The 24,507-nt window shown below is 36.9% G+C and carries 17 protein-coding genes and 6 tRNA genes; 17 read left to right on the top strand and 6 right to left on the bottom strand.

The features are described 5' to 3' along the window. Position 1: 1 nt before the first annotated feature. Together Q0940_RS11410 and Q0940_RS11405 are read right to left on the bottom strand one after the other, a co-directional pair. Positions 2–77 (bottom strand) — tRNA-Val (locus Q0940_RS11410). Between the two features lie 153 nt (positions 78–230). Beyond that, a complete protein-coding gene (locus tag Q0940_RS11405; protein WP_299268575.1) occupies positions 231–695 on the bottom strand; it encodes an EVE domain-containing protein in 465 nt (154 codons plus the stop codon). A 333-nt stretch (positions 696–1,028) separates the two neighbouring features. On the opposite strand from Q0940_RS11405, the gene gltX reads away from it, so the two are divergent. From gltX to Q0940_RS11365, 8 genes are all read left to right on the top strand, one after another. Continuing rightward, positions 1,029–2,444, top strand: a complete 1,416-nt coding sequence (gene gltX / locus Q0940_RS11400) for a glutamate--tRNA ligase (RefSeq protein ID WP_299268573.1) — start codon at positions 1,029–1,031, stop codon at positions 2,442–2,444. A 232-nt stretch (positions 2,445–2,676) separates the two neighbouring features. Continuing rightward, positions 2,677–2,752, top strand: a tRNA-Ala gene (locus Q0940_RS11395). 27 nt (positions 2,753–2,779) lie between these two features. Beyond that, positions 2,780–2,855 (top strand) — tRNA-Glu (locus Q0940_RS11390). 226 nt (positions 2,856–3,081) lie between these two features. Then, positions 3,082–3,157: transfer RNA gene (locus tag Q0940_RS11385), tRNA-Glu, on the top strand. A 62-nt stretch (positions 3,158–3,219) separates the two neighbouring features. Next, a tRNA-Glu gene (locus tag Q0940_RS11380) sits at positions 3,220–3,295 on the top strand. 262 nt (positions 3,296–3,557) lie between these two features. Further along, a tRNA-Glu gene (locus Q0940_RS11375) sits at positions 3,558–3,633 on the top strand. A 533-nt stretch (positions 3,634–4,166) separates the two neighbouring features. Beyond that, complete coding sequence (locus Q0940_RS11370; protein WP_299268571.1) at positions 4,167–4,856, top strand: transporter substrate-binding domain-containing protein; 690 nt, start codon at positions 4,167–4,169, stop codon at positions 4,854–4,856. Beyond that, positions 4,857–5,705, top strand: coding sequence for a sulfurtransferase (locus tag Q0940_RS11365; RefSeq protein ID WP_299268569.1), 849 nt, complete (start codon positions 4,857–4,859; stop codon positions 5,703–5,705). A gap of 73 nt (positions 5,706–5,778) precedes the next feature. Here Q0940_RS11365 and Q0940_RS11360 read toward each other — a convergent pair whose 3' ends face one another. After that, positions 5,779–6,495 (bottom strand): arylesterase, encoded by a 717-nt coding sequence (locus Q0940_RS11360; protein ID WP_299268567.1) that lies wholly within the window; start codon positions 6,493–6,495, stop codon positions 5,779–5,781. 19 nt (positions 6,496–6,514) lie between these two features. On the opposite strand from Q0940_RS11360, the gene Q0940_RS11355 reads away from it, so the two are divergent. From Q0940_RS11355 to Q0940_RS11345, 3 genes are all read left to right on the top strand, one after another. Beyond that, entirely contained in the window at positions 6,515–7,333 is an 819-nt protein-coding gene (locus tag Q0940_RS11355; RefSeq protein WP_299268564.1) for an ABC transporter ATP-binding protein, read from the top strand. Continuing rightward, a complete protein-coding gene (locus tag Q0940_RS11350; RefSeq protein WP_299268560.1) occupies positions 7,323–9,965 on the top strand; it encodes an FtsX-like permease family protein in 2,643 nt (880 codons plus the stop codon). The genes Q0940_RS11355 and Q0940_RS11350 overlap by 11 nt, the downstream gene beginning before the upstream one ends. 64 nt (positions 9,966–10,029) lie before the next feature. Beyond that, on the top strand, positions 10,030–10,767 hold the full coding sequence (locus Q0940_RS11345) for an alpha/beta hydrolase (protein WP_299268558.1): 738 nt from the start codon (positions 10,030–10,032) through the stop codon (positions 10,765–10,767). A 3-nt stretch (positions 10,768–10,770) separates the two neighbouring features. Here Q0940_RS11345 and Q0940_RS11340 read toward each other — a convergent pair whose 3' ends face one another. Beyond that, a complete protein-coding gene (locus Q0940_RS11340; RefSeq protein ID WP_299268556.1) occupies positions 10,771–11,472 on the bottom strand; it encodes a CPBP family intramembrane glutamic endopeptidase in 702 nt (233 codons plus the stop codon). A 106-nt stretch (positions 11,473–11,578) separates the two neighbouring features. Between Q0940_RS11340 and Q0940_RS11335 the strand changes: the two genes are divergently transcribed. From Q0940_RS11335 to Q0940_RS11310, 6 genes are all read left to right on the top strand, one after another. Continuing rightward, positions 11,579–12,487 carry a LysR family transcriptional regulator gene (locus Q0940_RS11335; RefSeq protein WP_299268554.1) on the top strand — a complete coding sequence of 303 codons (909 nt, stop codon included), beginning with the start codon at positions 11,579–11,581 and terminating at the stop codon, positions 12,485–12,487. Positions 12,488–12,602: 115 nt separating this feature from the next. Next, positions 12,603–12,962, top strand: coding sequence for a glutaredoxin domain-containing protein (locus Q0940_RS11330; RefSeq protein ID WP_299268551.1), 360 nt, complete (start codon positions 12,603–12,605; stop codon positions 12,960–12,962). A 43-nt stretch (positions 12,963–13,005) separates the two neighbouring features. After that, a complete protein-coding gene (locus Q0940_RS11325) occupies positions 13,006–15,180 on the top strand; it encodes a metallophosphoesterase (protein WP_299268548.1) in 2,175 nt (724 codons plus the stop codon). Positions 15,181–15,318: 138 nt separating this feature from the next. Then, positions 15,319–15,819: an RNA polymerase sigma factor gene (locus Q0940_RS11320; protein WP_299268546.1), complete on the top strand. Its 501-nt coding sequence runs from the start codon at positions 15,319–15,321 to the stop codon at positions 15,817–15,819. 79 nt (positions 15,820–15,898) lie between these two features. Next, positions 15,899–16,870: a FecR domain-containing protein gene (locus Q0940_RS11315; RefSeq protein WP_299268543.1), complete on the top strand. Its 972-nt coding sequence runs from the start codon at positions 15,899–15,901 to the stop codon at positions 16,868–16,870. A gap of 48 nt (positions 16,871–16,918) precedes the next feature. After that, entirely contained in the window at positions 16,919–19,924 is a 3,006-nt protein-coding gene (locus tag Q0940_RS11310; protein ID WP_299268540.1) for a TonB-dependent receptor, read from the top strand. 248 nt (positions 19,925–20,172) lie between these two features. Here Q0940_RS11310 and Q0940_RS11305 read toward each other — a convergent pair whose 3' ends face one another. Together Q0940_RS11305 and Q0940_RS11300 are read right to left on the bottom strand one after the other, a co-directional pair. Beyond that, positions 20,173–22,926, bottom strand: a complete 2,754-nt coding sequence (locus tag Q0940_RS11305; RefSeq protein ID WP_299268537.1) for a TonB-dependent receptor — start codon at positions 22,924–22,926, stop codon at positions 20,173–20,175. Between the two features lie 26 nt (positions 22,927–22,952). Continuing rightward, positions 22,953–24,125 (bottom strand): Ca2+-dependent phosphoinositide-specific phospholipase C, encoded by a 1,173-nt coding sequence (locus Q0940_RS11300; protein ID WP_299268534.1) that lies wholly within the window; start codon positions 24,123–24,125, stop codon positions 22,953–22,955. Positions 24,126–24,507: the final 382 nt, after the last annotated feature.

The following is a 24,507-nucleotide window of genomic DNA, read 5'->3' as shown; positions in this document are numbered from 1 at the left end:
TTGGTGGGCGGTACTGGGCTCGAACCAGTGACCCTCGCCTTGTAAGGGCGATGCTCTCCCAGCTGAGCTAACCGCCCAACTTCATCGATACATTAGCAACTAACTGCGCTGCTTCTGTGGGGGCGTATTATAGGGAGACCTTAATTAGAGTCAACAATAATTTAAAACTTTTTACTCGTTCGGTTAATTCTTAAGCAAAGCGTTTGTTATTTATTAAATGTGTTTGAAATTTAATCTAGCTTGGCCAATTTCATTATAATATCCCATTCCGCAGCAGCTACAGGTTGAATAGACAGGCGTCCTCTTTTAACTAAAACCATCTCTTCTAATTCTTTGGTTGCCTTTATTAATGGTAAAGGTACAAATTTAATACACTGTTGTTGGTATTGAATATCTAAACTTACCCAGCGAGGAGCATCAGGTTTTGATTTTGCATCATAGTATTTTGATTCAGGATCAAATTGAAGTGGGTCAGGGTAGGGGTTAGATACTACCTTTGCCGTGCCAGCTACACCTATATTTTTGCAACTAGAGTGATAAAATAACACGAGGTCATTTATTTTAATCTCGTCACGTAATAGGTTTCTTGCTTGATAATTACGGATACCATCCCAGCGCACTGTGCTGTTCTTATCATTTTTTAAATCCTGAATACTGTAATCATCTGGTTCTGATTTAAATAACCAATACTTCATGTTCACCTTAATTAATCTGAATTCGGCATAAGCCGAGCCTCTCAATAACGCTATTTTTGCGCCTATCTACGTTGTGCTTTCTAGTCATAGCAAGCTATGACGTACGAAAGCTCTCCTTGCTATCCACAAAAATTTCGTCACCGAGTGAGTTGTTAATTTAATAATATAATTAAATATTTCATAACTGTTTGAATTTAATTAATCCCCGAACAGTCAGTCGACACTTCTTATACCGAATTCAGGTTAATAATGGAATTTCTTACTGTTTATAGTAGGAACTTTTCGATAGAATACGCGCAAATTTATATCATTTCATTTTTGTTGGAACAATCTATGTCTGTTGTAACTCGTTTTGCTCCTAGCCCGACTGGCTATTTACATGTTGGCGGTGCTCGTACTGCTTTATATTCTTGGTTATATGCTAAACGCAATAACGGTAAATTTATCTTACGAATAGAAGATACCGACTTGGAGCGTTCAACTCCTGAAGCCGTTCAAGCTATTTTAGATGGCATGGAATGGTTAGGGATGAAAGGTGACGGAGAGATCTTTTACCAAACTAAACGTTTTGAGCTTTATAAAGAATTTGTTCAGAAGTTAGTTGATGAAGATAAAGCATACAAATGTTACTGCTCAAAAGAACGCTTAGATGCGTTACGTGCAGAGCAAGAGAGTAACGGCCAGCGTACAGAGTACGATGGTAAATGTAGCCATGGTGCAAAAGCGCCATCTGCCGATGCACCTTATGTAGTACGTTTTAGAAATCCTAAAGAAGGTTCAGTTAAATGGACTGACGCTATTCGTGGCGACATGGAAATTTCAAACTCTGAAATGGATGACATGATCATTCTACGTACTGACGGTAGCCCAACATATAACTTCTGTGTTGTTATTGATGATTGGCAAATGGGAATGACTCATGTTGTTCGTGGTGAAGATCATTTAATTAACACAGCTAAGCAAATTAATATATTTGAAGCTTTTGCTGCAACAGTCCCAACTTACGCGCATTGTTCAATGATTTTAGGTGATGATGGTAAGAAATTATCTAAACGTCATGGCGCCGTTGGTGTAATGCAATATCGTGATGATGGGTATTTACCACAAGCACTTATTAACTATTTAGTTCGTTTAGGTTGGTCTCATGGCGACCAAGAAATTTTCACACTAGATGAATTATTTAATTTGTTTGATATTAAAGATATCAACAAATCAGCATCTGCATTTAACACTGAAAAGTTAAATTGGATGAATCAAGAGTACATGAAAAGTTTGCCTGCTTCTGAAGTAGCAAATCACCTGGTTTGGCATTTTGAAAACCAAGGCATTGATACTACTAATGGTCCTAAATTAGAGTCTATCGTCGAAATTCAGGCTGAAAGGGTTAAAACCCTAAAAGAAATGGCAGAGATCAGTGCTTATTTCTACCAAGACTTTGAACAGCTGGACGAAAAAGCAGCGAAGAAACATTTACGTCCAGTTGCTAAAGATGCATTAGTTTTAGTTCAACAAAAATTAGCAGCGATAACTGAGTGGACTGGTGACAATATTCAAGCTGCGATTAACTTAACAGCAGAAGAACTTGACGTTGGAATGGGGAAGGTTGGTATGCCGTTAAGAGTTGCTGCAACAGGCAGTGGCAATTCACCTTCGCTAGATGTAACTTTGGTATTGTTAGATAAAAGCAAAGTTATTAGCCGTATTGATGTTGCATTAGAATATATTGCTGCTAGAGAAGCTGCACAATAAAGCAAGATTAAATGTTGAAACTAAAAAGCCAGCTAATTCGCTGGCTTTATTATTAATTGACATGTTTATTAAGCAATAGAACTAATTTTTAACCTGTTTGTAAAAAAAATAGGCAGTCGGTTCAATAAAAGTAACTTTTATTGAAATAAGGGTTGACGCATTCATAGTGAATGCATAGAATGCGCCCCGCGTTTGAGGCAATATATTGTTTTCAAATGTGTATTAAAACAGCGGGGCTATAGCTCAGCTGGGAGAGCGCAACACTGGCAGTGTTGAGGTCAGCGGTTCGATCCCGCTTAGCTCCACCAACGTTTTAATATTGATAAGTCCATAGTGCTCCCATCGTCTAGAGGCCTAGGACACTGCCCTTTCACGGCGGTAACAGGGGTTCGAATCCCCTTGGGAGTACCACTTATCAAGTTCAGATGTTTTCGAACCTCAGGGTTCGCTAATGTAAATCTGGCCTTGGGAGTACCACTTATCAAGTTCAGATGTTTTCGAACCTCAGGGTTCGCTAATGTAAATCTGGCCTTGGGAGTACCACTTATCAAGTTCAGTATATATCGAACCTTAGGTTCGCTATTTTAAATCTGACCTTGGTAATAATGAACTTATCGCTTAGTTTGATGTACCTAGTGCTCCCATCGTCTAGAGGCCTAGGACACTGCCCTTTCACGGCGGTAACAGGGGTTCGAATCCCCTTGGGAGTACCACTTCAAGTTCAGATGTTAGAGCTTGTGTGATAAGTAATTAAACGCAATTTGATGTACCTAGTGCTCCCATCGTCTAGAGGCCTAGGACACTGCCCTTTCACGGCGGTAACAGGGGTTCGAATCCCCTTGGGAGTACCACTTCAAAGTTCAGTTAGTATCGAACCGTAGGTTCGCTATTATAAATCTGGCCTTAGGAGTACCACTTCAAGTTCAGATGCTTTCGAACCTTAGGTTTCGCTAATACAAATCGGGCCTTGGGAGTACCACTTCAAGTTCAGTTAGTATCGAACAGTAGGTTCGTTATTATAAATCTGGTTTTGAATTAAAGATTTAGAGTGAAGTAAGCTCGGCCAAGTTCTGTAATTTGCCATACGTAAAGTAGGGCAGGTAACAACAAGACGCTCCCATCGTCTAGAGGCCTAGGACACTGCCCTTTCACGGCGGTAACAGGGGTTCGAATCCCCTTGGGAGTACCAATTATTTTAAATGCGATTGCATTTAAATGTAAATAAACCAGCTTATGCTGGTTTTTTTATGTCTAGATTTTAGAGACGAAGCATCTTCCACTGCGTTAACAGGGGTTCGCTCTTTCAAAGATTGGCCTTGGGAGTACCACATTAAGAAACCAGCTAATTGCTGGTTTTTTTCGTCTCGGTTTTATGATCAGGTATTCATTACTTTATGGTGTAATGACTTCGGGGTAACAGGGGTTCGCTCTTTCAAACACTTCTTTTTACGTTAGCCCTTGGGAGTACCATTATTTAAGTTCAGGCTATTAATCTGAATATGGCAGAACGAAATTGATATTAGCTGATTTATTTTCATCTAAAGTTTAACGGCTAATTATAAATTACCTTATTAAATATAAGGTTAAGTATTTATGTAGGTTTTCTGTTAATAAAATTGTTTAACTGTCTTGTTCCAACAATATATTTTACGTGTCAACTGGTCAGATTATTTGCTATAAACACACTTAACTTAAAGGACTTTAGTGAAGATTTGCCAATCTATGAATAGAATATCAATACTTTTATTACTTGTTGTGAGCATTACTTATATGTTCCCGGCAATGAGCTTTGCTAATGATAAAGTCATTGTCGTTACTGAGTTATCCCCGCCATATCAAACAATTAAAGACAATGTTATTGGTGGTTCTGCGACAGAGAAAGTAAAGCAGTATTTAAATAGCAAAGGCGTTGATTATGAAATTCAAATGTATCCTTGGGCTCGAGCATATAAGTTAGCTACTACCAAAAACAATATAATGATCTACGGTATAGCTAATACAAAAAAACGAGAAGAGCTATTTGATTGGTTGATCCCAGTATATGAATTTAAACCGTATTTGGTTGGTTTAAGTGGCAGAGCAGATTTAAAAATCATTAATTTAGAGCAAGCTAAAGCTTTTACAATTGCGGTTCAGCGTCATGATTTCACGCACGGTTATTTATTGTCTAAAGGCTTTGAAGAAAACAAAAATATTATTTTAACAAATTCAATTGTCGATTCTTGGCGGTTAGTTAAAAATAATAGAGTAGATTTTATCATTGAAGATACGACATTCGAGCCTGTAATTGACGGCAAAAAAATTAACAATAAAAATTATGAAAAATATTTATTCCTAGCAGAATTAAATACAAAAACCTATTTAGCCGCTAGTAAATCCATTTCACCTAAAATCAAAGCCAAGTTAAAATAAATGTCCAATTTACCTAATCTCGTTTCCGTCCATTGGTTAAAGGAACACTTATTTGATGATGACCTCATCTTGCTTGATGCAAGTATGAATAAATCTGTCCATGGTAGTAATTCAACAAAATTAGTGAAAATACCCACAGCTAGATTATTTGATTTTGAAACTGTGTTCGTTGATAAAGACAGTTCATTATCAAACATGATGCCCAGTGATGCGGTTTTTAATTTAGAAGCAAAAAAGCTAGGGCTAAACAAAGATTCAGTAATCGTGGTTTACGATCAAAAAGGGGTATTCTCGTCAGCACGCGCCTGGTATATGTTTCATGCTATGGGTCATCACAATGTATTTATATTAGATGGTGGCTTACCTGCATGGTTAGACGCTAGATATGAAACAGTGACAAATTATCAATCATCGCTAACAACGGGTAACTTTCAAGGGACATTACAGGAAAACGCTTTTTATAATTCCGACTTTCTACTGGCCAATTTACAAAACTCAGCGCTAACTATCGTAGATGCAAGAGCAGAAGGTCGCTTTTCTGGTGAAGAGGATGAACCAAGAGAGGGAATGTCTTCTGGGCATATTCCCAATTCGATTAATATCCCATACGCTAGTTTATTAGATGATCAGAGATTTCGTTCAAAAGCAGAATTACAGCAGATAGTTGCAGCTTTAAAGTTAAGTAAATCTAACCAGTTTATTTTTAGCTGTGGCTCAGGCGTTACTGCGTGTATTGTACTGTTTGTTTTCCACTGCTTAGGTTATAGCAATTTAAGTGTGTTTGATGGCTCTTGGAGTGAATGGGGAGCTAATAAGAAGTTTCCTGTAGCGACCAGTGACCTTAATTAATTGGTCACTGGTTTTGTATTAAATTTGCTAAGTTAAAATTAACTAGCTTAAATTGAATATCCCAGCTTAATAGCTAAGGTGCTAGCAAGCTTTCAATCAGAGGTCGCATTATATCGCGAATAACCGGTTGAGCTTCCACATTAGGATGTAAGTTATCTCGTTGCATATACTCAGGTTGTGTCGCTATTTGTTCCATGAAAAACGGTACTAATGGCAACTTAAACTCTTCAGTTAACTGTTTATAATTGTCATCGAATAGCTTTTTATATCTTGCCCCATAATTCGGTGGAACCGTTATCTGCATTAACGCGACATTTATGTTTTTTTGTTGAGCTATTTTGATCATTCCAGTTAAGTTGTTTTTAATTGTTTTAACAGGAAAACCTCTTAAACCGTCGTTTCCTCCCAATTCTATGATAATCCAATCGTTGTCAGATAAAGTATAACGTTTTAATACATTGCTTAAGCGTGCAAAGCCGCCACCTGTGGTTTCACCACTAATGCTTTCATTAATGATTTGTATGTCTTTTTCTTCATCGATAAAAGCCTCATTTAATAAATTTGGCCAACTTTCAGGAAGAGTCATACCATAACCAGCGCTAATGCTGTCACCATAAATGATGATCTTTGTTGGCGCCGCAAACGTACTAAAACAAGTGAAAAATAAAAATGTAACAATTAAACCCTTTATAAAAGTTTTAAATCGAGTATTTTTATCAGTAGAAGAATAACTTAATGAATTTTTTACTTTTATTGAGTCAAACCAATTATTGTTTAGAACTGTATACATATATTTAGAGAGCCTAGTTATGAATCAAAGTCGAATATCAGCCTTAGTTGCAACCAATGTATCAAAACAAGTTTCCTTGCCATCGGCGCCATCAGCGTCTAGTGATGAAAAATCTTTACACATACTAAACGATATACAACTCAATATTCAAGACGGAGAGTCAATTGCAATTGTCGGTGCGTCAGGCTCTGGTAAATCTACCTTGTTAGGAATCCTGGCAGGACTGGATTTACCAACAACAGGTGAAGTTCATTTTTATGACAAAGCAATTCAAACATTAAATGAAGAACAAAGAGCACAAATTAGACGTACGGAAGTTGGTTTTATTTTCCAACAATTTTTATTAGTGCCAAGCTTAACTGCTCTTGAAAATGTAATGTTGCCTGCTGAATTATCTGACGATGCTGAGCTCAGAAATAGCGCAAAACAAAAAGCTCAACAGTGGTTAGACAAAGTAGGTTTATCTCACCGCCTTGATCATTTCCCAAATCAATTATCCGGTGGCGAACAACAACGAGTTGCCATTGCTAGAGCATTTATTACCAGTCCTAAATTATTATTTGCAGATGAACCTTCGGCAAACTTAGATACTGAAAACGGCAAACTAGTCGAGGATCTTTTATTTGAATTAAATCAAAAGGCCAACACCACTTTAGTACTGGTTACTCACGATTTAGAACTAGCCGAAAGGTGCCAACGTAAAGTTTTACTAACCAATGGTCATTTAGTGGAAAAACCTGTGGTCACAAATCAAGATCCTACGGATCAAGGATCCAAGTCTAACGCTGAAAAACCATTAGATATGCAAGTTTCAGAGGCTATTACCAATGCATTCTAATTCACAGTTAGCAAATCAAATCTCTAAGACAAAGTCCTCAGGGGCTTTCTTTACTTGGCTTAAAATAGCATGGCGACTATTCATCAGGGAGCTAGGACGAGGTGAGTTAACCATTATAGCCTTGTCGATCATTTTAGCTGTATCTTCTGTCATGGCATTAAGCAGTGTAACCGACAGAGTTGAACAAGGGATCATGAGTAAAAGTGCTGCATTTATTGCCGCAGACCGAGACTTACAAAGTGCGCATCCTATTGATCAACTCGTGATCGAAAAAGCAATCGACTTAGGGCTTAACACCGACAAACATATCTACTTTTCATCAATGGCATTTGCCGGTGATGAAATGAATATCACGACTGTGAAAGCCGTGACAAAAAGTTACCCTTTAAGAGGTGAATTATTAATTTCACAAGATCTTATTTCCAATAAAAGCACGGTAAAAAATGGACCGTCACAAGGTGAAGTTTGGTTAAGTAAACGATTGTTTTATGCATTGTCTCTGGATGACACTTTATTATCTTCAGACACGCCACCTGTTATTGAAGTAGGCGAGTTAGCATTAAATGTAACCGGTATTATTGAATCTGAACCTGATGCGCCATTTCAAGTATTTGACTCTGGTACTCGGATCATTATGAATATTGATGATGTGCCAGCTACTAATGTGATTCAACCTGGCAGTCGCATATTTTACCGAGATCTTTTTGCTGGTTCTGACTCATCGCTTGACGAGTTAGTAAAATGGTTAGAGCCTCAGTTAAAACCGAATCAAGAAATTCGAGATGTTAAAGATGGTTCAACTGCAATGTCTAGCGCGTTAACCCGAGCAGAGAGCTTTTTAATGCTTGCTGGCGTGTTAGGTTTATTATTAGCGGCTACTGCCGTAGCAGTTGCTACACGTCTTTACAGTCAAAGACATTTTGACTCAATTGCTATTTTTAAAACCTTAGGGGCAAGTACCGAACAAGTTCGCGTCGTGTATTTGTTTCAACTTGTGCTTATTACCATCTTTAGCGTGTCGGTGGGGATTATCATAGGATCACTAATACAAAGCGTCGCAATTGAAGCGATGGCTGGCCAATTGCCAAGTGATTTACCACCTGTAGGACTCAAACCACTGTTAATTGCTATTGCCACAGGTTTTGTTTGTGCCTTAATGTTTTCTATTCCGTCTTTGTTAAAGTTGTTTTCCGTTCCACCGTTACGCGTACTTCGTCGTAATTTAGGTGATAACTTTGCTACTTCTATTATGGCAAAAATCATCATGGCGCTGACCACAGTATTATTGGTGTTGTTATACAGCCAAAACCTAAAACTAACCGGCATTGTAATGGCCGCGGGTGTTGTACTTGTGGTTGTGATCTTATTGGTCTCAAACGTGATGATAAGACTAAGCCGCAAAATAGGGACTAGTGTTGGTGGCAGTGCAATTAAAATTGCGTTGGCTTCATTAAAACGACGTGCCAGTGAAAATACTTCTCAGTTAATTGGTTTTACGCTTGCCATTATGTTGATCCTAATTTTGTACTCGTTGGAAAACTCCATAATCAAAGAGTGGCAACAACAATTACCAGAAGGCACGCCAAATCATTTTATTATTAATATTGCCCAACACGAATTAGACCAAGTAAAACAAGAGTTCGAGCAACAAGAAATTAGCTTAGAGCAGTTTTATCCAATAATTCGAGGGCGTTTAACCAAAATAAATGAAGAAGTATTGCTCCAAGATGACAACAATGAATCTGCTGGCAAGTTTACCGAAGGCGAGGGCGAACAAAACCGTGAAGCCGAAGCAGAAACGGAAGAAGAAAAGCCAGAAGGTCGAGTTGGAATTGGCCGAGAACTTAATTTAACTTACACCGAATTGTTCCCAGAGAATAATGCCTTAATAGAAGGTGAGTGGATGGTTGAAGGTATTCCTCATCAAGTATCGGTAGAGCAAAGAGTGGCAGAGCGTTTAGATATAAAACTGCAAGACAAACTGAGCTTTTTGATTGGAGCCAGAGAAGTTGAAGTCGTAGTAACAAGTATTCGCGATGTAAATTGGAATAGCTTCCAACCTAACTTCTTTATGATCTTTAGTAACGACGTTGTAGCTGACTTTCCTGCTACGTACATCACATCTTTCTATATTCCAAAAGATCAAAAACTATGGGTGAATAAGTTAGTTAAACAGTTCCCAACATTAAGTGTGATTGATGTTGAAGCTATGGTTCAAGAAATTCAAAAAGTAATAGAACAAGTATCGGTTTCAATCACTTTTGTTCTTCTTGTTGTTGTATTGGCTGCAACTTTAGTTCTGCTTGCGCAAGTACAAAGTTCGTTGGATGAACGCAGAAAAGAAACGGTCATTTACCGGACTTTAGGAGCTAAAGGTTCAATGATCCAGAATGCCATTACCTTTGAGTTTTTAAGTTTAGGCGCGATAGCAGGTTTAATTGCAGCGCTAGTGGCGGAAGTGAGTTTGTACTTATTACAATCGCAAATGTTTAACATGGACTGGGTACCACATCCAGATCTTTGGTTAATAGGCCCAGTATCTGGTGCCGTTTTTGTTGCTTTAGTTGGCACGATTAGTACACGTTCATTATTAAAAATGACACCGAGTGAATTGATACGACAGCTGAGTTAAATTGTCAGCTGAGCTAATTCGACAACAAAGTTAAATTGGGATCTGTCGGGGAATAACAACAATTATGAAACATAAAGTGTATTTATTACCCGGCACTATGTGTAACCAAAGGTTATGGCACAAGTTATTTACTTGTGCCAAAGCTGAATTTGCCTCCAAGCACAGTTCCGAAGAACAAGCGCAATTTGAGTTTGTTCATATCCCTATTCCAGCCAATAAAAATTTTGAACAGTTAGCTAATTGGTTAAATGAGTATTTCCAGGAAGAGAAAGTCTATTTGCTCGGTTTTTCTTTGGGTGGTTATCTCGCCTCATATTTTGCCGTGAATTACCCCGACAGAATAAAAGGGCTTTTTATTGTAGGAAATAGTCCTTGTACTTTAACGCCTCAAGAAGTTTCACAGCGACAAGCGCTACTTAACTTTGTCACTGATAATAAGTACAACGGCTTAAGTCATAAACGTGCGTTACAATTGTTAGACTCTAATAATGACGATCAAAAAGATGTAAATACCATTAAACAAATGGATGCAGATTTAGGTGTTGATGAACTTATAAGTCAAATGACATACACAAGTGAGCGAGACGATCTTCTGCAGGCAATGTCAGTACTTAATATACCAATGACGTTTTATTACAGTGAACAAGACCCTTTAGTTAATGTCCCTTGGTTACTCGAATTAAAAAGCAATAACCCTAATTGCCATTTAGTCTCCACAAGTGGCAACGGACACATGCTGCCATTAGAGAAGCCACAAGAGTTACAACAACTCCTCAAAAAGACACTTTATAATATGGGTTAGTTATTAGGCCTCAGATTTTTTATCAGAAAAAATAATGTATGCAACGGCTCCACCGTACATATCAAGCATAATGTGTAAAATAATAGGGATGATAATGGACTCAGTTACTAGATAAATTAATGCCATAATAAAACCTAGAATAGCGGTTCTAATTACATGTACAGCTCCTTGATAAATATGTCCTAAACCAAAGAGAATACTGGAGATTATAACGGCTATATAAGTTGGAAAATCGTTACTTACTAACTGGATTAAATAACCCCGAAATAATAACTCTTCACAAATTCCAGCCGTTATAGCTAAACCGAATATAAAGTAATTTGCTTCTTTTGATGTGGCTGGTAATAACCAACGAACGAACTCGTATTGTTCTCTTAGTTTAGGGTGTTGATCACAATTTTTAATTAATGACTTTAGTGATATTAGAAAATAAGTTGCTAATAAAAAGAGAAATAATAACGCCAAACCAGTCCTCATATTCCACTGCCAGACAAGACCGAGTTCTTTTAGACTTAAGTCCCCTAAAAACACAATAACCATCAATAAGATCAGTGGAGCCCATAGATATAACATGGTTTGTTGATACACACTTATTTTTGATTCTTGTTGATTTATGACCCTTAATTGTTCAGATTTATGAGTAAACAGTATATACAAGGGGTATAAAATAAAATAAGACATTAATATATATTCTAAATATTTCATTATTTTCAACTTCGTTATTTTTAGTATGGACATCATAGTTTTAAAAAAATATAAAAATATGGTATATAGTTTTAATAATATTAAACTTTAAGTTTACAGTGGTGTCATGTTTAAAACAGAATCGTTAATCGCATTTATATTGGTAGCAAAACATAAAAGTTTTACACTTGCTGCAAAAGACTTAGAGCTTAGTACTATGGCGATAAGTAAGCAGATCTCACAGCTTGAGACACGCTTAGAAGAACCTTTATTCATTAGAACCACTCGAATAATTAAATTGACTGAATTCGGAGAGGACTTTTTACGCCGAGCAAAGGATATCCTTACACAACATGACTCGTTAGAGCTCTGGTTAAATTCTAGAAAAGATAATCTAGTAGGCACTATTAAAGTAGTTGCACAAGATGTACAGACATACGAAGAAACTATTTACCCTTGGGTAGGTGAGTTTCAAAGGTTATTTCCCGATATAAAACTAGTTTTTGAGGTAAACGAATCACTATTAGATTTGAAAAAAGATTGTCATGATGTTTATTGGGGAATTGGGGAATATTTAGGCATACAGTCACCTTCGCTTAGAAAGCGATCTTTATGGCAGGCTCAATTAGGTATTTTTGCGTCTCCTGAGTATTTAAAACAATATGGTGTTCCTAAAAATATTAATGATCTAAAAGATCATAAAATGATAGGCCATCCACATTCTAAACCTAATAATATTTTAGTTGTTAAATCTCAATCTAATCCAAATGAAATGGATTCCGTTGAGTTAGACGCTCCGATTTTAACAGTGAGTAACCAATCTAATTTTGCAGTACAAGGTTTAGGCTTAATTAATGCTTTGGTGGATAACAATGACATTAAAACTTACCTTGAAAAGAAACAATTAATACCTGTTTTAGAAGAGCATTGGTTACCCTCGGCGGAAATATATATCTATTACCAACATGCTAAAATAGAACAGTTGAAAATAAGAACCTTTATCGACTTTTTCTTATCAAAGCGTAAGTTCTGGTGAGCTTCAGGAGTAAAGTGTTTTAAACTATTGAAACGCAGGTATAATGTTAACAGTTCAAACCACAATCCTATAACAACGGTATCCATAACTGTATTCCATAAAATATGAGAGTTAAATGAAATTAATAAGAATCATACTAGGTGCAATCATTTTATTTTTAGATTGGATCACAACGCCAAGAGGCATAAAACGTACTCCAGAATTACAAAAAGAAGTGGATGATAAAACGGCAAAGTTAGCTTTGTATCACTTTAAAGCTTGTCCATTTTGCGTCAAGGTTCGTCGTGAAATGAAACGTAAATCATTAAACATAGCTAGTTATGATGTAAAACGTAACGAACAACGTCGCCAAGAGTTGTTAGAAGGCGGTGGCCGAGTAAAAGTGCCATGTCTGCGTATTGAAGATGAAGCGGGTGGCGTTAAATGGATGTACGAGTCATCTGACATTGTTGATTATTTACAACAGTACAGTTAATCCCTGTTTCTACTGCTATTTCAACTTCAACGGGGAAATCAATTTGAAACGCTTATTTTATTCTTCAGTCATTCCTTTGGCTCTATGTTTAGCTTTACATTCAATCATGTCAACCGCTCAAGCTAGTCCCCAAAAAATTGTCGTAGAAAAACCGAGCTTAAATGAAACGCAAATTGCCTTTATGCCAGATATTCATTTTCATGATATTTACGCAGACTTTAAAGATGATTCATTTAAAGGATTACCTAACAGCATTAGTGGTAAAAACGCCACTATTCGTAGTTTGTCTGCCGAGTTACATTCCACGCGTTTATTTAATGAAAATTATTTTGCTATGTTCGCCGCGTTGGACGACGCGGTATCTCGTGGTGTAAAACTGATTGCTTTGCCAGGCGACTTTAGCGATGACGGGCAACCTGTTCATATGCGCGGATTAGCTAAAATCCTAGATGATTACGCTAAAGAACATGATATTGAATTTTTCTCTGCACCAGGGAATCACGATCCAGTTAGACCGTTTAAAATACCATCGGGAAAATCTAACTTTCTAGGTGCTGGTGGACATGAACAGCGCATATTCAGCCGTGGTAAAAATGAATGTAAAGATTATGACGGTGCCAAGGCTGTTATAAAGGCTGCGGTTATAAAGAATGACACAGCTTTAGACACTATTTGCACCGAAGAAGTATCAGGCTTAGGTTATCAAGGAATAATGCAACAGCTTAAGTCTCATGGTTTTTATCCAAAACCAAACTATCAATATTGGGAAACACCTTATAGTACTTACAACTCATATAATTATGACTTTGAAACTGCATTAACCGAAAGTACCAATGAACAGCGCCAATATGAAATTTGCCATCAAGGTACTGGCGGGAAATACAAGCAACTCAATGCTAATGGCAGCACTAGTAACACCGCGAGTAAAAACACAGCTACGAAAAGCATGGTTTACACAAATTGTTTTAATATCATCGACAGCAGTTATTTAGTTGAACCTGTAAAAGGACTTTGGTTGTTAGCAATAGACGCCAATGTTTATATACCTAATCTTGATTCTACAGATCTAACTGCTCCAAAAACCTTTAAAGGTTCAAGTAGTGCTGGGTACAATAAAATGTTCACCCACAAAACTCAGGTTATAGAGTGGATAAGTAATGTTGTAAAACGGGCTGAAAAAGAGGGCAAGCAACTCGTCGCCTTTAGTCACTTTCCTATGACAGAATACTACGATGGTCAAGAAGACAAAGTAAAAAGGCTATTTGCAAAAAATAAATTTCAATTGCCACGTTTACCACAAAAATCAGTTAGCCAAGCATTAGCCGCCACAGGACTACAAGTTCATATCGGCGGGCATATGCACATTAACGATACCGGCGTTACTCGTAATGATGACGGAAGTTTTTTGTTTAATATTCAAGCGCCATCTATTGCAGCATACATTCCAGCATATAAATTAATGACATTAAAAGCCAACCAACAGATTGAAATAGAAACTGTGGTGGTTGACGATATCCCGCGTTACGCCGAGCTTTTTGAGCATTACAAACAAGAATATAAAACATTGCAAAAAACAGATCCAGAACGTTTATGGAATATTGATATTCTAGCGTCTAAAAGCTATCGAGAGTTTACTCAGTGGCATATTAGAGAGCTTACTCGTCAGCGATTTTTACCAAAGGATTGGCCAGCAGATTTACGAGATTTATTATTCTCATTTAATGGATTAGATATCTTGGTGTTATCGCAATTAAACACGGATGTGACAATTAAGCAGTGGCAAGAAGGCCTTGTGACTATTGATGACTTGCATAATACAGTACAATGGAAAGCAGCACTGACCAAAGCGCAAGACCTAGCGCTAAGTGCAGGTTTGCAAACCGAACAATTCAGTCAATGGAATGGTTTCGACTTAGCGGTCGATTTTTATCGGTTACGCAATGCCGACCAATTAGCGTTACGAGATATAAGTCAACAACGTCTGGCTCAATATGCAGTGTTGACGAAAGCTTTAGTAAACACGAACAAAACAAAATTAAATTCAACGATAACGGACGAAACACTAACGTCTGTATTTAAACGCCGCTTTGGTAATTTGTTTAGTTTGTTTGACGGATTTAAAAATGGTGAACCAAGTGATCATTTTATGTTGAACCTATCCAACGGAACTATCTCAGAGCTTAATTCAATGTCTAAATTAAAACTGAAAGCGAAATAAAATAACTATTCATAACTCTGCATAAGTCTTTAATTTGATGTTAAACATAATTCTGACACATTTCTAAAATATAGTGGTGTCAGGATTAATAGCTAGGTGATTGTTTAACGAATCGTTTTTGTTAAAAATTAATACTTCATGAAACAAACAGATCCCTTTACTACATATATACCTAAACTCCGTTTGTTCGTTTTAAACAAGACTCGGAACATAGATTTAACTGATGATATAGTGCAAGAAACACTTCTTCGAACATTCCAAAGAGCAGACTCTAGTCATATTAATAACCCTTTGGCTTACCTATATACGGTGTCAAAAACTGTACTATTTGATCATTGGAAGTCCCAACAAAAAACAGAAACAGACGAACAGTTGGAAACTCTAGTTGATGAAACTATGTATGTTGAAGATCAGTACCTCGCAGAGGAAAAAATTAAGATTTTATCTGATGTATTAAAAAATATGCCAATGCTCAGACAAAAAGTTTTTAAGATGCGTCGTTTAGATGGCATGAGCCGTGAAGACATTAGTCAAGAATTAGATATATCAGTAGAAGCAGTAAAAAAACATATTACTCGTGCAATGGTTGAAATAACCCTATGCGCTGAAGAGCATGATTTGATATTTGATAAAAAATAGTCCCCTTTATTGGCTAAATTCAGTCACATATAATAAGAAAGATAAACAAGTAGCCGTTATTCACTTTAGAGAATTAGCAATGAAACCAGAGATACTGGAACAAGCAGCCGATTGGATTGATCAAGAAACGGAATTAACTGCCAAGCAAAAAGCAGAACTTGGCATTTGGTTACAAAACCCCGAGCACGAGGCTGCTTACAAAAAAATGCAACGTGTAATGAACTCTAGTGGGCTAGTGGAGGCAATAACACTTTCTCAGCAAGAAAAAGTTAACCAAGTAACCAAGATTAAACCGGTAGTTAAAGTTAACTATTTTCAGACTCCTTTAGCACTAGCAGCTTCTATCGCCTGCATTTTTACCTTCGTCTATATGTTATATCCATTAACTAATACTCAACCGCAAGTTGAAGTTGCTGCGCAGAATATTTACCAAACAGAACTAAATACAGAAATTGCTGAACGTTCTTCATCTATGTTGAAGGATGGTAGCAAAGTACATCTAAATGCCAACTCAATGCTAAGTGTTTCACAGACAAAAGAACAACGTTTAGCCTCACTCGATAAAGGCCAAGTGTTCTTTGATGTTGCTCCAGATAGAAATCGACCATTTATAATAAATGCTGGTGACTCTACAATCACTGTGTTGGGTACATCGTTCGATGTTGACCGCACAGCCAATTACACTAGTATTAGTGTTTATGAAGGTGTGGTAAAAGTGAAAGCAGAAGAAGAAATTACCTTAACTAAAGGGCAAAGTATAAAAATTAGTTCAGGGCGTATAGTTGATTTTAAAAATCAGTTACAGGACATGTTGCCATTATGGCGCAGTGGATGGTTAGAGGTCGATGATGGCTCAATCGTAGATGTTGTCTCTCAGTTACAAAGTTACTTAGATAAAGAGGTGGTCTTTGATGCGCAATTAACAGATTTACGCATTAACGGCAGGTTTGCCTTGGACCGCCCTGAAGAGTCATTAATGCTGATATCCAATGCTAACCAATTAGAGTTACATTATGAAGCACAGCGTATTGTACTTCGCCCAAAGAAATAATAAGGGCAATGTGGTTGTTTAACTTAGTGAATTCGTAGGTGCAGCTATTTGAAATTAAAACAAAAGTCGTTTTTTTCATCTATTACTAGGTTTATACAAGGTGAATTTATAAAAGCTAAAGGCATTCATTACCTTATTGGTGTCGTATTGATTTTTTTCAGTGCGGTTAATTTTGCGGCTAATAATAATGATATACGCCATCTAAATATAAAACAGCAGCCGTTAGCAGAAGCAATAAAACAATTTTCAATTGTATTTAATACTCCCTTTGTTATTAATTCAGAGCTGGGAGAAACTGAGTTTTTAGTGAATATTCAAGGAGAGTATTCCCTTAATAAGGCTCTTGATTACATTTTTAAACAAAGCCAAATAAGTTATAAAATATTAAACTTTGGCGTGATGATATTACCCAGAAAAGAAGGCACTAAAAATACAGCAATAGATGAAATTGTTGTGACTGGGATCAGAGGCGCTTTACAACGTTCCCGCGATATAAAACGAGCAACTGTAGAAATTTCAGATGTGATTGCAGCTGAAGATATGGGCAATTATCCAGATATAAATTTAGCTGAATCTTTACAACGTATTCCTGGAGTCACAATAACTCGTGAGGCAGGCGAGGGAAGGCAATTATCATTACGCGGGACTCTTCCAGATTTCACCCAAGTTACCTTAAATGGTATACCTGTACTTGCTAATAATGACTCACCAATGGATAGTCGAGAACAAAAGCAACGTGACCGTTCGTTTGATTTTAATGTGTTTTCGTCAGAGCTATTTAACCAAGTTCAAGTATTTAAGGCCTATTCAGCAGAACATTTATCTGGAGGTTTAGCTGGTACGGTTGCACTACAAACGGCTAAACCTTTTGATCAACCGGGCTTTAACTTAATCCTTTCACCACAAATAGGTGGTAATGAATACAGTGATCAACTAGCAAAACGTTTTACTGGTTTAGTTTCAAATACATGGGGAGATTGGGGCGCTTTGTTATCGGCATCTTATGGTAAGCGTTATGCCGAAGAAAGAGGAGCTAATACATTTAGGTGGCGTAAAATAATTCCACAGAATATATCACTAGAGCCTTTATCAAGTGAGCTACAAAATCAATGGTTAAATGGCGAGATATATGTACCAAGAGGAAATCGTTATTCTATATGGCGCAGTGAACAAAGTCGTTTAGGTTTAGGCGTAGCACTAGAATATGACGCTGAAAATACTTCAATCACCTTAGATATTCTCCATGCTGTATTAGACTCGCAACGAAACGAATATCATCTTTATCCAAGAGGTCAACAATCAACCCCAATAATTGATGATGTAACACAGATTGTTGGCGGGGAAATAAATGCAGCTAATGAATTAATATATAGCGCTTACAAAGATGCACGAGTCGCGACAGAAAGCCGAGCCCAGCTAACGAAAACAGACTATAACCAGGTGGTATTTAACAGTAACACTTCGTTGAATGAACGTTTAAATATGTCGTTTATCGCAGGGATTGAAGATTCAAACTTTGATATTCCTTTAAGTAATAAAATTTATACCAAAGGGCAAAGTGACGTAAGTATCGATTATCGCGATGATCCTTTTTTTGCAGATATTCAATATAGTAGTGATTTGTTAGCCCTTAGTACGTGGCAAATGCAAGAAATTGATTTAGAGGAATACACTGCAAGCACCAATTATAAACACGCAGGACTGTCATTTGATTATCAACATTTAGCGCATTTATCGATCCAAGCAGGTTTTCAATTTACTCATTTTAATAATGCCAGTGCTAGCCTGTTTCAAGATGATTTATTAATGGATGAATGGGCTGCTTACGCAAATGGTATACCGCAAGGGGAGAGTGATGAAAGTGGCATTGTAAGTACAATGAATAACTTACCTGCTAGTTTTACTCAGCCTCTTTATCAACACCCTAACGTGGATTGGTTAACATTACAGACAAATTCAGCGATGCAATATTTTGGTGTCAATCCTTTTGACCTCACAAAAAATGATAAAGAAATAACTCAATCTCAACACCAAACAACTGAAATTAAACATTCAGCATATTATTTAATGTCATGGGTGAAAGCACCGTTAAATGTAAAAGTAGGGTTGAAGTTTCAACAAGAGAATGTGCAAGTCACACATAAATTATTAACCCAAGATGTTATGTCAGAGCAGAAGCATCATAATTGGCTGCCAAGTATTAATGTGTCATGGGAGTTTGATAAAAACTGGTTGTTACGAGCTAGTGTATCGAGAAATACCGCAAGACCAGCACTCACCGACTTATCAAACACATTAAAGTTTGAGGAAGAAACCAACACTGTTTTAGGCTTTAATGACTCCTTAGCTCCCTACCGCTCGAGCAATATTGATTTGGCACTAGAGGGGTATATTAGTCATAATGTATTATTTTCGTTATCTGCATTTTATAAATCCATATCTGACTTTGTTGCTACAAAAGTGGAGGTCACCTCGTTTGGTAAAACAGGCTTACCTAATTTATGGCCAGAAAGTGATTTAAACTCAGACACTATCGTTAATCTTGTAACTAAGGACAACCATGAGTCAGCTTCACTTAATGGAGTTGAAACTATGCTACGTTATGAATGGTCTCATTTACCATCGCCTTGGCAGAATATGGGGACAATAGGGCATTACACTTTTACCGATGGCAATATGACGTATTACAATGAGTTAACGGGCGAAAAGTTATTTGACAAACCTTTTCCTTATTTATCAAAACAAACGGCATCGGTCACTTTTTATTATGAAACTGATATTGTAAGTGCTCGGTTATCCGCGTCTTATCGTGATAAATATATTCACAAAATCAGTAGCCAAACCTTGGAAGATGAAGATGAAACAGGATTTCATTCTACAATATATGTTGATGCTAATCTGGCTTACCAATTAAATCAGCACTGGCAGTTTAAATTACAAGCTCAAAATTTAACTAATGAACGTGAAGAGCAGTATAGTGATTCAGCTAATAGAGCTTACAATTCAGTTACTAGCGGCCGTTCTTATTACTTGGGACTGACCTATCAGTATTAGTTGTTATATATTTTATGTCAGTGTTATCCGTCGCTTACGGTTTAGCTAGCTTAAATATATTTGCAAACCTAGGCTTGTTTAGACAAATGTAATTACTACTAAGTGATGGACTAATCACGCAGATTATTATTAATTTTTAGGCGAAGGTAGTTCAACCTATATAAAAACATTTCAGGACAGGACAACAAACATAAAAAAAGCCAGCTTAAAAGCTGGCTTAGTTATAACCTTGTCTATCCGTTTGTAGATTAGAACGAGTAGGTAGCGCCTAAATAGAAAGTACGACCATTTTCAGTTGTGTTATACAATCTATCAGCCGAGTCACTGTACTGCTCTTCACGTACGTCCGTTAAGTTAGTGCCTTCAATCGTCACTTTTAACTGTTTAGTTACGTTGTAAAAAGCAGAGAAATCAACGTAAGTTGTTGCATGAAAACCACGTTCATCTTCATCGCTGTTTGACGATACATCTGAAATGTAGTCACTACGGTAAGCTGATGATATACGAGCTCCCCAACTTTCTTTTTCAAAGTAAAGAGTGAAGTTACCAGCGTGTTCAGACAAACCAGGGAATGATTTGTACTCATCAACTCCAGTATTTCCTACATTGCGATATAAAGCTTCACCGTCGGCATAGGTATAATTAGCAATCAAACCTAAATTATTAAATGGCGCCGGTAAAAAGTCTAAGTCACGTTGGAATGCTAATTCGTATCCGCTAATGTCACTATTATCTGTATTTATTGGCTGGCTAACTGTGAATGTTGTATCTGCCGTTTGTGGATTTCCAGCGGCATCAACGGCACCTAAGAATGACAAAGGATAACCAGTATCGCCATAAGCTACAGACGTAGTATCAGTCACAATAAAGTTATCAATCGATTTGTTAAAATACGCTGCCGATATATAACCTACTTCATCAAAGTAATACTCTAAAGCCATTTCAAAGTTAGTTGATTCAAATGGTTTTAATCCTGGATTACCCGCGGAAATACTTAATCCATTTGTCGATGTTGGGTCGTTTTGTACTGTCCCTGTCGCATTTAACGCACCCAATGAAGGACGTGTTACATTCTTGCCAATACTGCCTCTAACTACCAAATTATCGGTTGCATCCCAAGCAATATTTAAACTTGGTAATACACCTGAATAATCTTGAGTCACTTCAGTTAATTCATCATTTACTATACCTGTAGAGCTAATGTCAGTGCTGTAATATCGAGTGCCAATATTTCCTCGTAAAAAGCCACCTGCAATATCAGCTTCAAATTCGTATTGTAAATAAGCACCAAGAGTATCTTCAGTTACTTTGTCTGAGTATTCCGCTTGAGGTAAGTCTTTATCAATATCAAAAGCATTTAATACACCGTTAACGTTAACGGCTAACCATTCTTGCTTGTTATGGCCAGTGTAAGTATAAGTTAGGTTAGGGTCAATAATGTCGCTTACATCTCCAGTTTCCCATTCAGATCGCAGTATATTAGCGTCGTTATTTTCCCAAGCTTCATTCTCAAAGCTCTTTAAAGATATACCAGCGGTTATAACACCGGCACTTTCCATAATATAAGTCGCGTCTACTTTGGCAATATTAAAAGTATTTGTGATTTGATCTTCTTCTAAATCAATTTCGTGATAACGGTATTCGTTAACATCAGTAACGTCGTAGCCATAAGTATTTTCGCCATAAAATCGGTCTTGAGTGTAATCAATAATTTGGTCACCAAAAGATTCTAAGTAAACTTTTGTGCTGCCAGTTTCAAATTCACTACTTGAACTACCAATTAATGCCGTTAAGCTAAATTCATCTGTCACATTCCATTCACTGTTTAAGCTCATTTGTGTCAGCGTTGTATCGGCAAATTGTTGACGACTTTCAGAATGAAGTGCTGCATTTTCAAAGCTTGAATACATAACTTCGTTTGCAGAGTTATATTTTATATCAACCAAGCTTGAGCAGATCCCTTCGTTTTCTACCGTTTGGATATTGCTATAACTCGGACCTGTACAACCTAAAGCTGTTGAACTTGAACCTCGACTTTGTAAATGAAATTCGTCACGGGCATTATCTAAAACACCGTACACACCGTCAAAACCTAATTTGAACGTATTAGTAGGTCGATATTGTAATGCGACTGTAGCACCAATTCGTGTTTGTTCATTTTCAAATGTAGAGTAACGACTGCCTCTTGAAAAGCGAAGCTCTCCACTATTTACAGCATCTTGATCTGCTTGAGACAGAGCTGAAATATCAGAGCCTTCCGAATTTTTTTCGCGCCAGCGGTAAGTATCAAAACCTTGCTCGCTAGTGTTACGTTTACTATATGCAATAGACGCTAAAGCACCAAAATCGTCCCAGATATTAGAAATTAATGCAGCTACACGAGGACTCGTACCGTCGGCTAAAGTATTTTGTCCAACCTGACCACTAAGCGCACCTTTAAAACCGTCATAATCAAAAGGCTTTGCTGTAACCAAGTTTACCGTTCCACCAATACCACCTTCATCCATGTTGGCTGAGAATGATTTATTCACGTCTACACGATTAAATAACTCTGAAGCAAAAATATTAAAATCAAAAGCTCTAGAACGGCTAACTGAACCGCGGCTATCCATAGCAGAAGATGATGTACCTAATGCTTCCATACCGTTAAGTTGAACTTGGGTAAAATCTGGACCTAAACCACGTAACGAAATTTGGCGACCTTCACCACCTTCACGAGTAATAGAGACTCCTGGAATACGTTGCAATGCATCGGCAAGATTAAGATCTGGAAAGTCAGCGATGTCTTCAGCGACAATAGAATCTTGTGAACCTAACGCGTCACGTTTTAAATCTTTTGCTTTAAGTAAGCTACCACGAAAGCCACTAACTTGAATTTTTTCAATATCTTGAGCTTTACCATCGGCATTTAGGTTATCTTGTTCTAAGGCTGTTACCGATACAGAACTTAGTGCACCAACAATAGCTAATGCTACTGTGTTTTTGGCGAAGTATTTTTGCATGTGAATCTCCACGTTTATAATTTAAATTAAAAGTTAAAAAAATTGTGCCCATTTGTTTGGGCTGTTGTTATTTGGTTATTACGAATATATTTTTTATGCTTAAAAATAACTTGATAGCCAGATGTAAATGACTGAGGTGATTGGCTATAAAAGTCGGTAGAAATAACTTGGGCTCCACTGTTAAATGCAGCTTGTCTGCGCTTTGTACGTTGTGAGTTATTATTTGATAAGTTAGCGTCTGCACGGGTTCGTACCATGTAACCTTGCTCTACTCGTTGTTTTATTTGGTTAAACTGCTTGATAGGGTCATTCATTATTAAATAAGCAGCTTCTGGTTGGCCGGGCTCAAAAGAGGCAAACATGACTCGCTCAGATAAAGACGGATGATCTTTACGATAAAGATCTCGTTGTCGGCTATTACCATCAAACACAAATAAAAACTGACCCTTTAGACTTTCTATACTTGGCCAGCCATTGGTCAAAATAGCTTGCTCTAAACTAGGTAGCTCACCGCGAATAACATCAGGAGTAATTAACTTTTCTGTGGTTAACACTTTTTTAATTTCGTTATCTAATGCGGTGTAATCATTTTGTGTAAATGTTAGTGGTGATACTCCATCGACAAACTTAGCTTTACTTTCTTTGACATTAAGCAAAATAGTGACGGGAAAGTGTTTAGGATTATTCTCGGACCAATGTAAAAGTTGCTCTAAACATTGTGTAAACAAAGTACAGTGAGATAAAAAGTCGATATCTGGGATATGTAAAACTTTCAATCCTTTTTGCTTTAGCTGCTGCCTTTGTTTCTCATTTAAAAGAGGTTTGTTAATAATGCTTTCAGCACTTGGTTGGCTAAACTTGCCACCGTCAGGGTCAAGCAAAACATCAATTTCTAAATGTCTCAGTCCTAAATCAAGTTGAGCCGTTAAAGTATCGTGATAATAATTAATGTTTTCTGCGGTACGAGAGTCATAGCCAGCTATGTAGTTCATCATTTGTTTTGGCATTAAACGTTTATAACTGTTGTGAGAGCCAATAACTTGAAAGTCATTTAACGTTGAAGTTTGTAAAAAAGTACAATTAAGTAAATTAGTGAAGGCAAATAAAACCAGAGTGATCAACAAGACTATAAAAAGGACACTAAGTTTAGTGATGCTTTTAACTGTACTTTTTATTTCACTGTTTACTGCTTTTGACATTGTACTTTTCACTCATTTAAATCAACTGACCTTAATGAGTGTAAAAACAGATAAAAGGGGACAGGTTAATTTAGCCTAAACAGTGATCTTCATAAATGTGTCACGTAGAAAGCTAGTGATTCATAAAAGCGTCATATAACTGATTGAATATTAATCGTTTGTTACAGTTTTGTGCTGTTTTGTCACAATTGGTTTTTTATTAACAGTGGTGAGTTTTTGTTAATCTAATATTAAAAATATTAGATTTAGTGGAACTTTAGAATTTCCTATCTACACTTAGTTTCAATCATAAGTTAGCGCATCAACACATGAGTTGATTCAGTTGTTGTAATAGGAGTATGTCATTAACATTTCTTACAATGTTGATACTTATAAGTATTTC

The organism is uncultured Psychrosphaera sp., assembly GCF_947500655.1.
Taxonomy (GTDB): domain Bacteria; phylum Pseudomonadota; class Gammaproteobacteria; order Enterobacterales; family Alteromonadaceae; genus Psychrosphaera.
This window is presented reverse-complemented; position numbering and strand designations above follow the sequence as displayed.

Bases quoted from the DNA above. Each gene is read 5' to 3' on its own strand.
- Q0940_RS11405 (WP_299268575.1), bottom strand. From the start codon at position 695: ATGAAGTATTGGTTATTTAAATCAGAACCAGATGATTACAGTATTCAG.
- gltX (WP_299268573.1), top strand. From the start codon at position 1,029: ATGTCTGTTGTAACTCGTTTTGCTCCTAGCCCGACTGGCTATTTACAT.
- Q0940_RS11370 (WP_299268571.1), top strand. From the start codon at position 4,167: ATGAATAGAATATCAATACTTTTATTACTTGTTGTGAGCATTACTTAT.
- Q0940_RS11365 (WP_299268569.1), top strand. From the start codon at position 4,857: ATGTCCAATTTACCTAATCTCGTTTCCGTCCATTGGTTAAAGGAACAC.
- Q0940_RS11360 (WP_299268567.1), bottom strand. From the start codon at position 6,495: ATGTATACAGTTCTAAACAATAATTGGTTTGACTCAATAAAAGTAAAA.
- Q0940_RS11355 (WP_299268564.1), top strand. From the start codon at position 6,515: ATGAATCAAAGTCGAATATCAGCCTTAGTTGCAACCAATGTATCAAAA.
- Q0940_RS11350 (WP_299268560.1), top strand. From the start codon at position 7,323: ATGCATTCTAATTCACAGTTAGCAAATCAAATCTCTAAGACAAAGTCC.
- Q0940_RS11345 (WP_299268558.1), top strand. From the start codon at position 10,030: ATGAAACATAAAGTGTATTTATTACCCGGCACTATGTGTAACCAAAGG.
- Q0940_RS11340 (WP_299268556.1), bottom strand. From the start codon at position 11,472: ATGAAATATTTAGAATATATATTAATGTCTTATTTTATTTTATACCCC.
- Q0940_RS11335 (WP_299268554.1), top strand. From the start codon at position 11,579: ATGTTTAAAACAGAATCGTTAATCGCATTTATATTGGTAGCAAAACAT.
- Q0940_RS11330 (WP_299268551.1), top strand. From the start codon at position 12,603: ATGAAATTAATAAGAATCATACTAGGTGCAATCATTTTATTTTTAGAT.
- Q0940_RS11320 (WP_299268546.1), top strand. From the start codon at position 15,319: ATGAAACAAACAGATCCCTTTACTACATATATACCTAAACTCCGTTTG.
- Q0940_RS11315 (WP_299268543.1), top strand. From the start codon at position 15,899: ATGAAACCAGAGATACTGGAACAAGCAGCCGATTGGATTGATCAAGAA.
- Q0940_RS11305 (WP_299268537.1), bottom strand. From the start codon at position 22,926: ATGCAAAAATACTTCGCCAAAAACACAGTAGCATTAGCTATTGTTGGT.
- Q0940_RS11300 (WP_299268534.1), bottom strand. From the start codon at position 24,125: ATGTCAAAAGCAGTAAACAGTGAAATAAAAAGTACAGTTAAAAGCATC.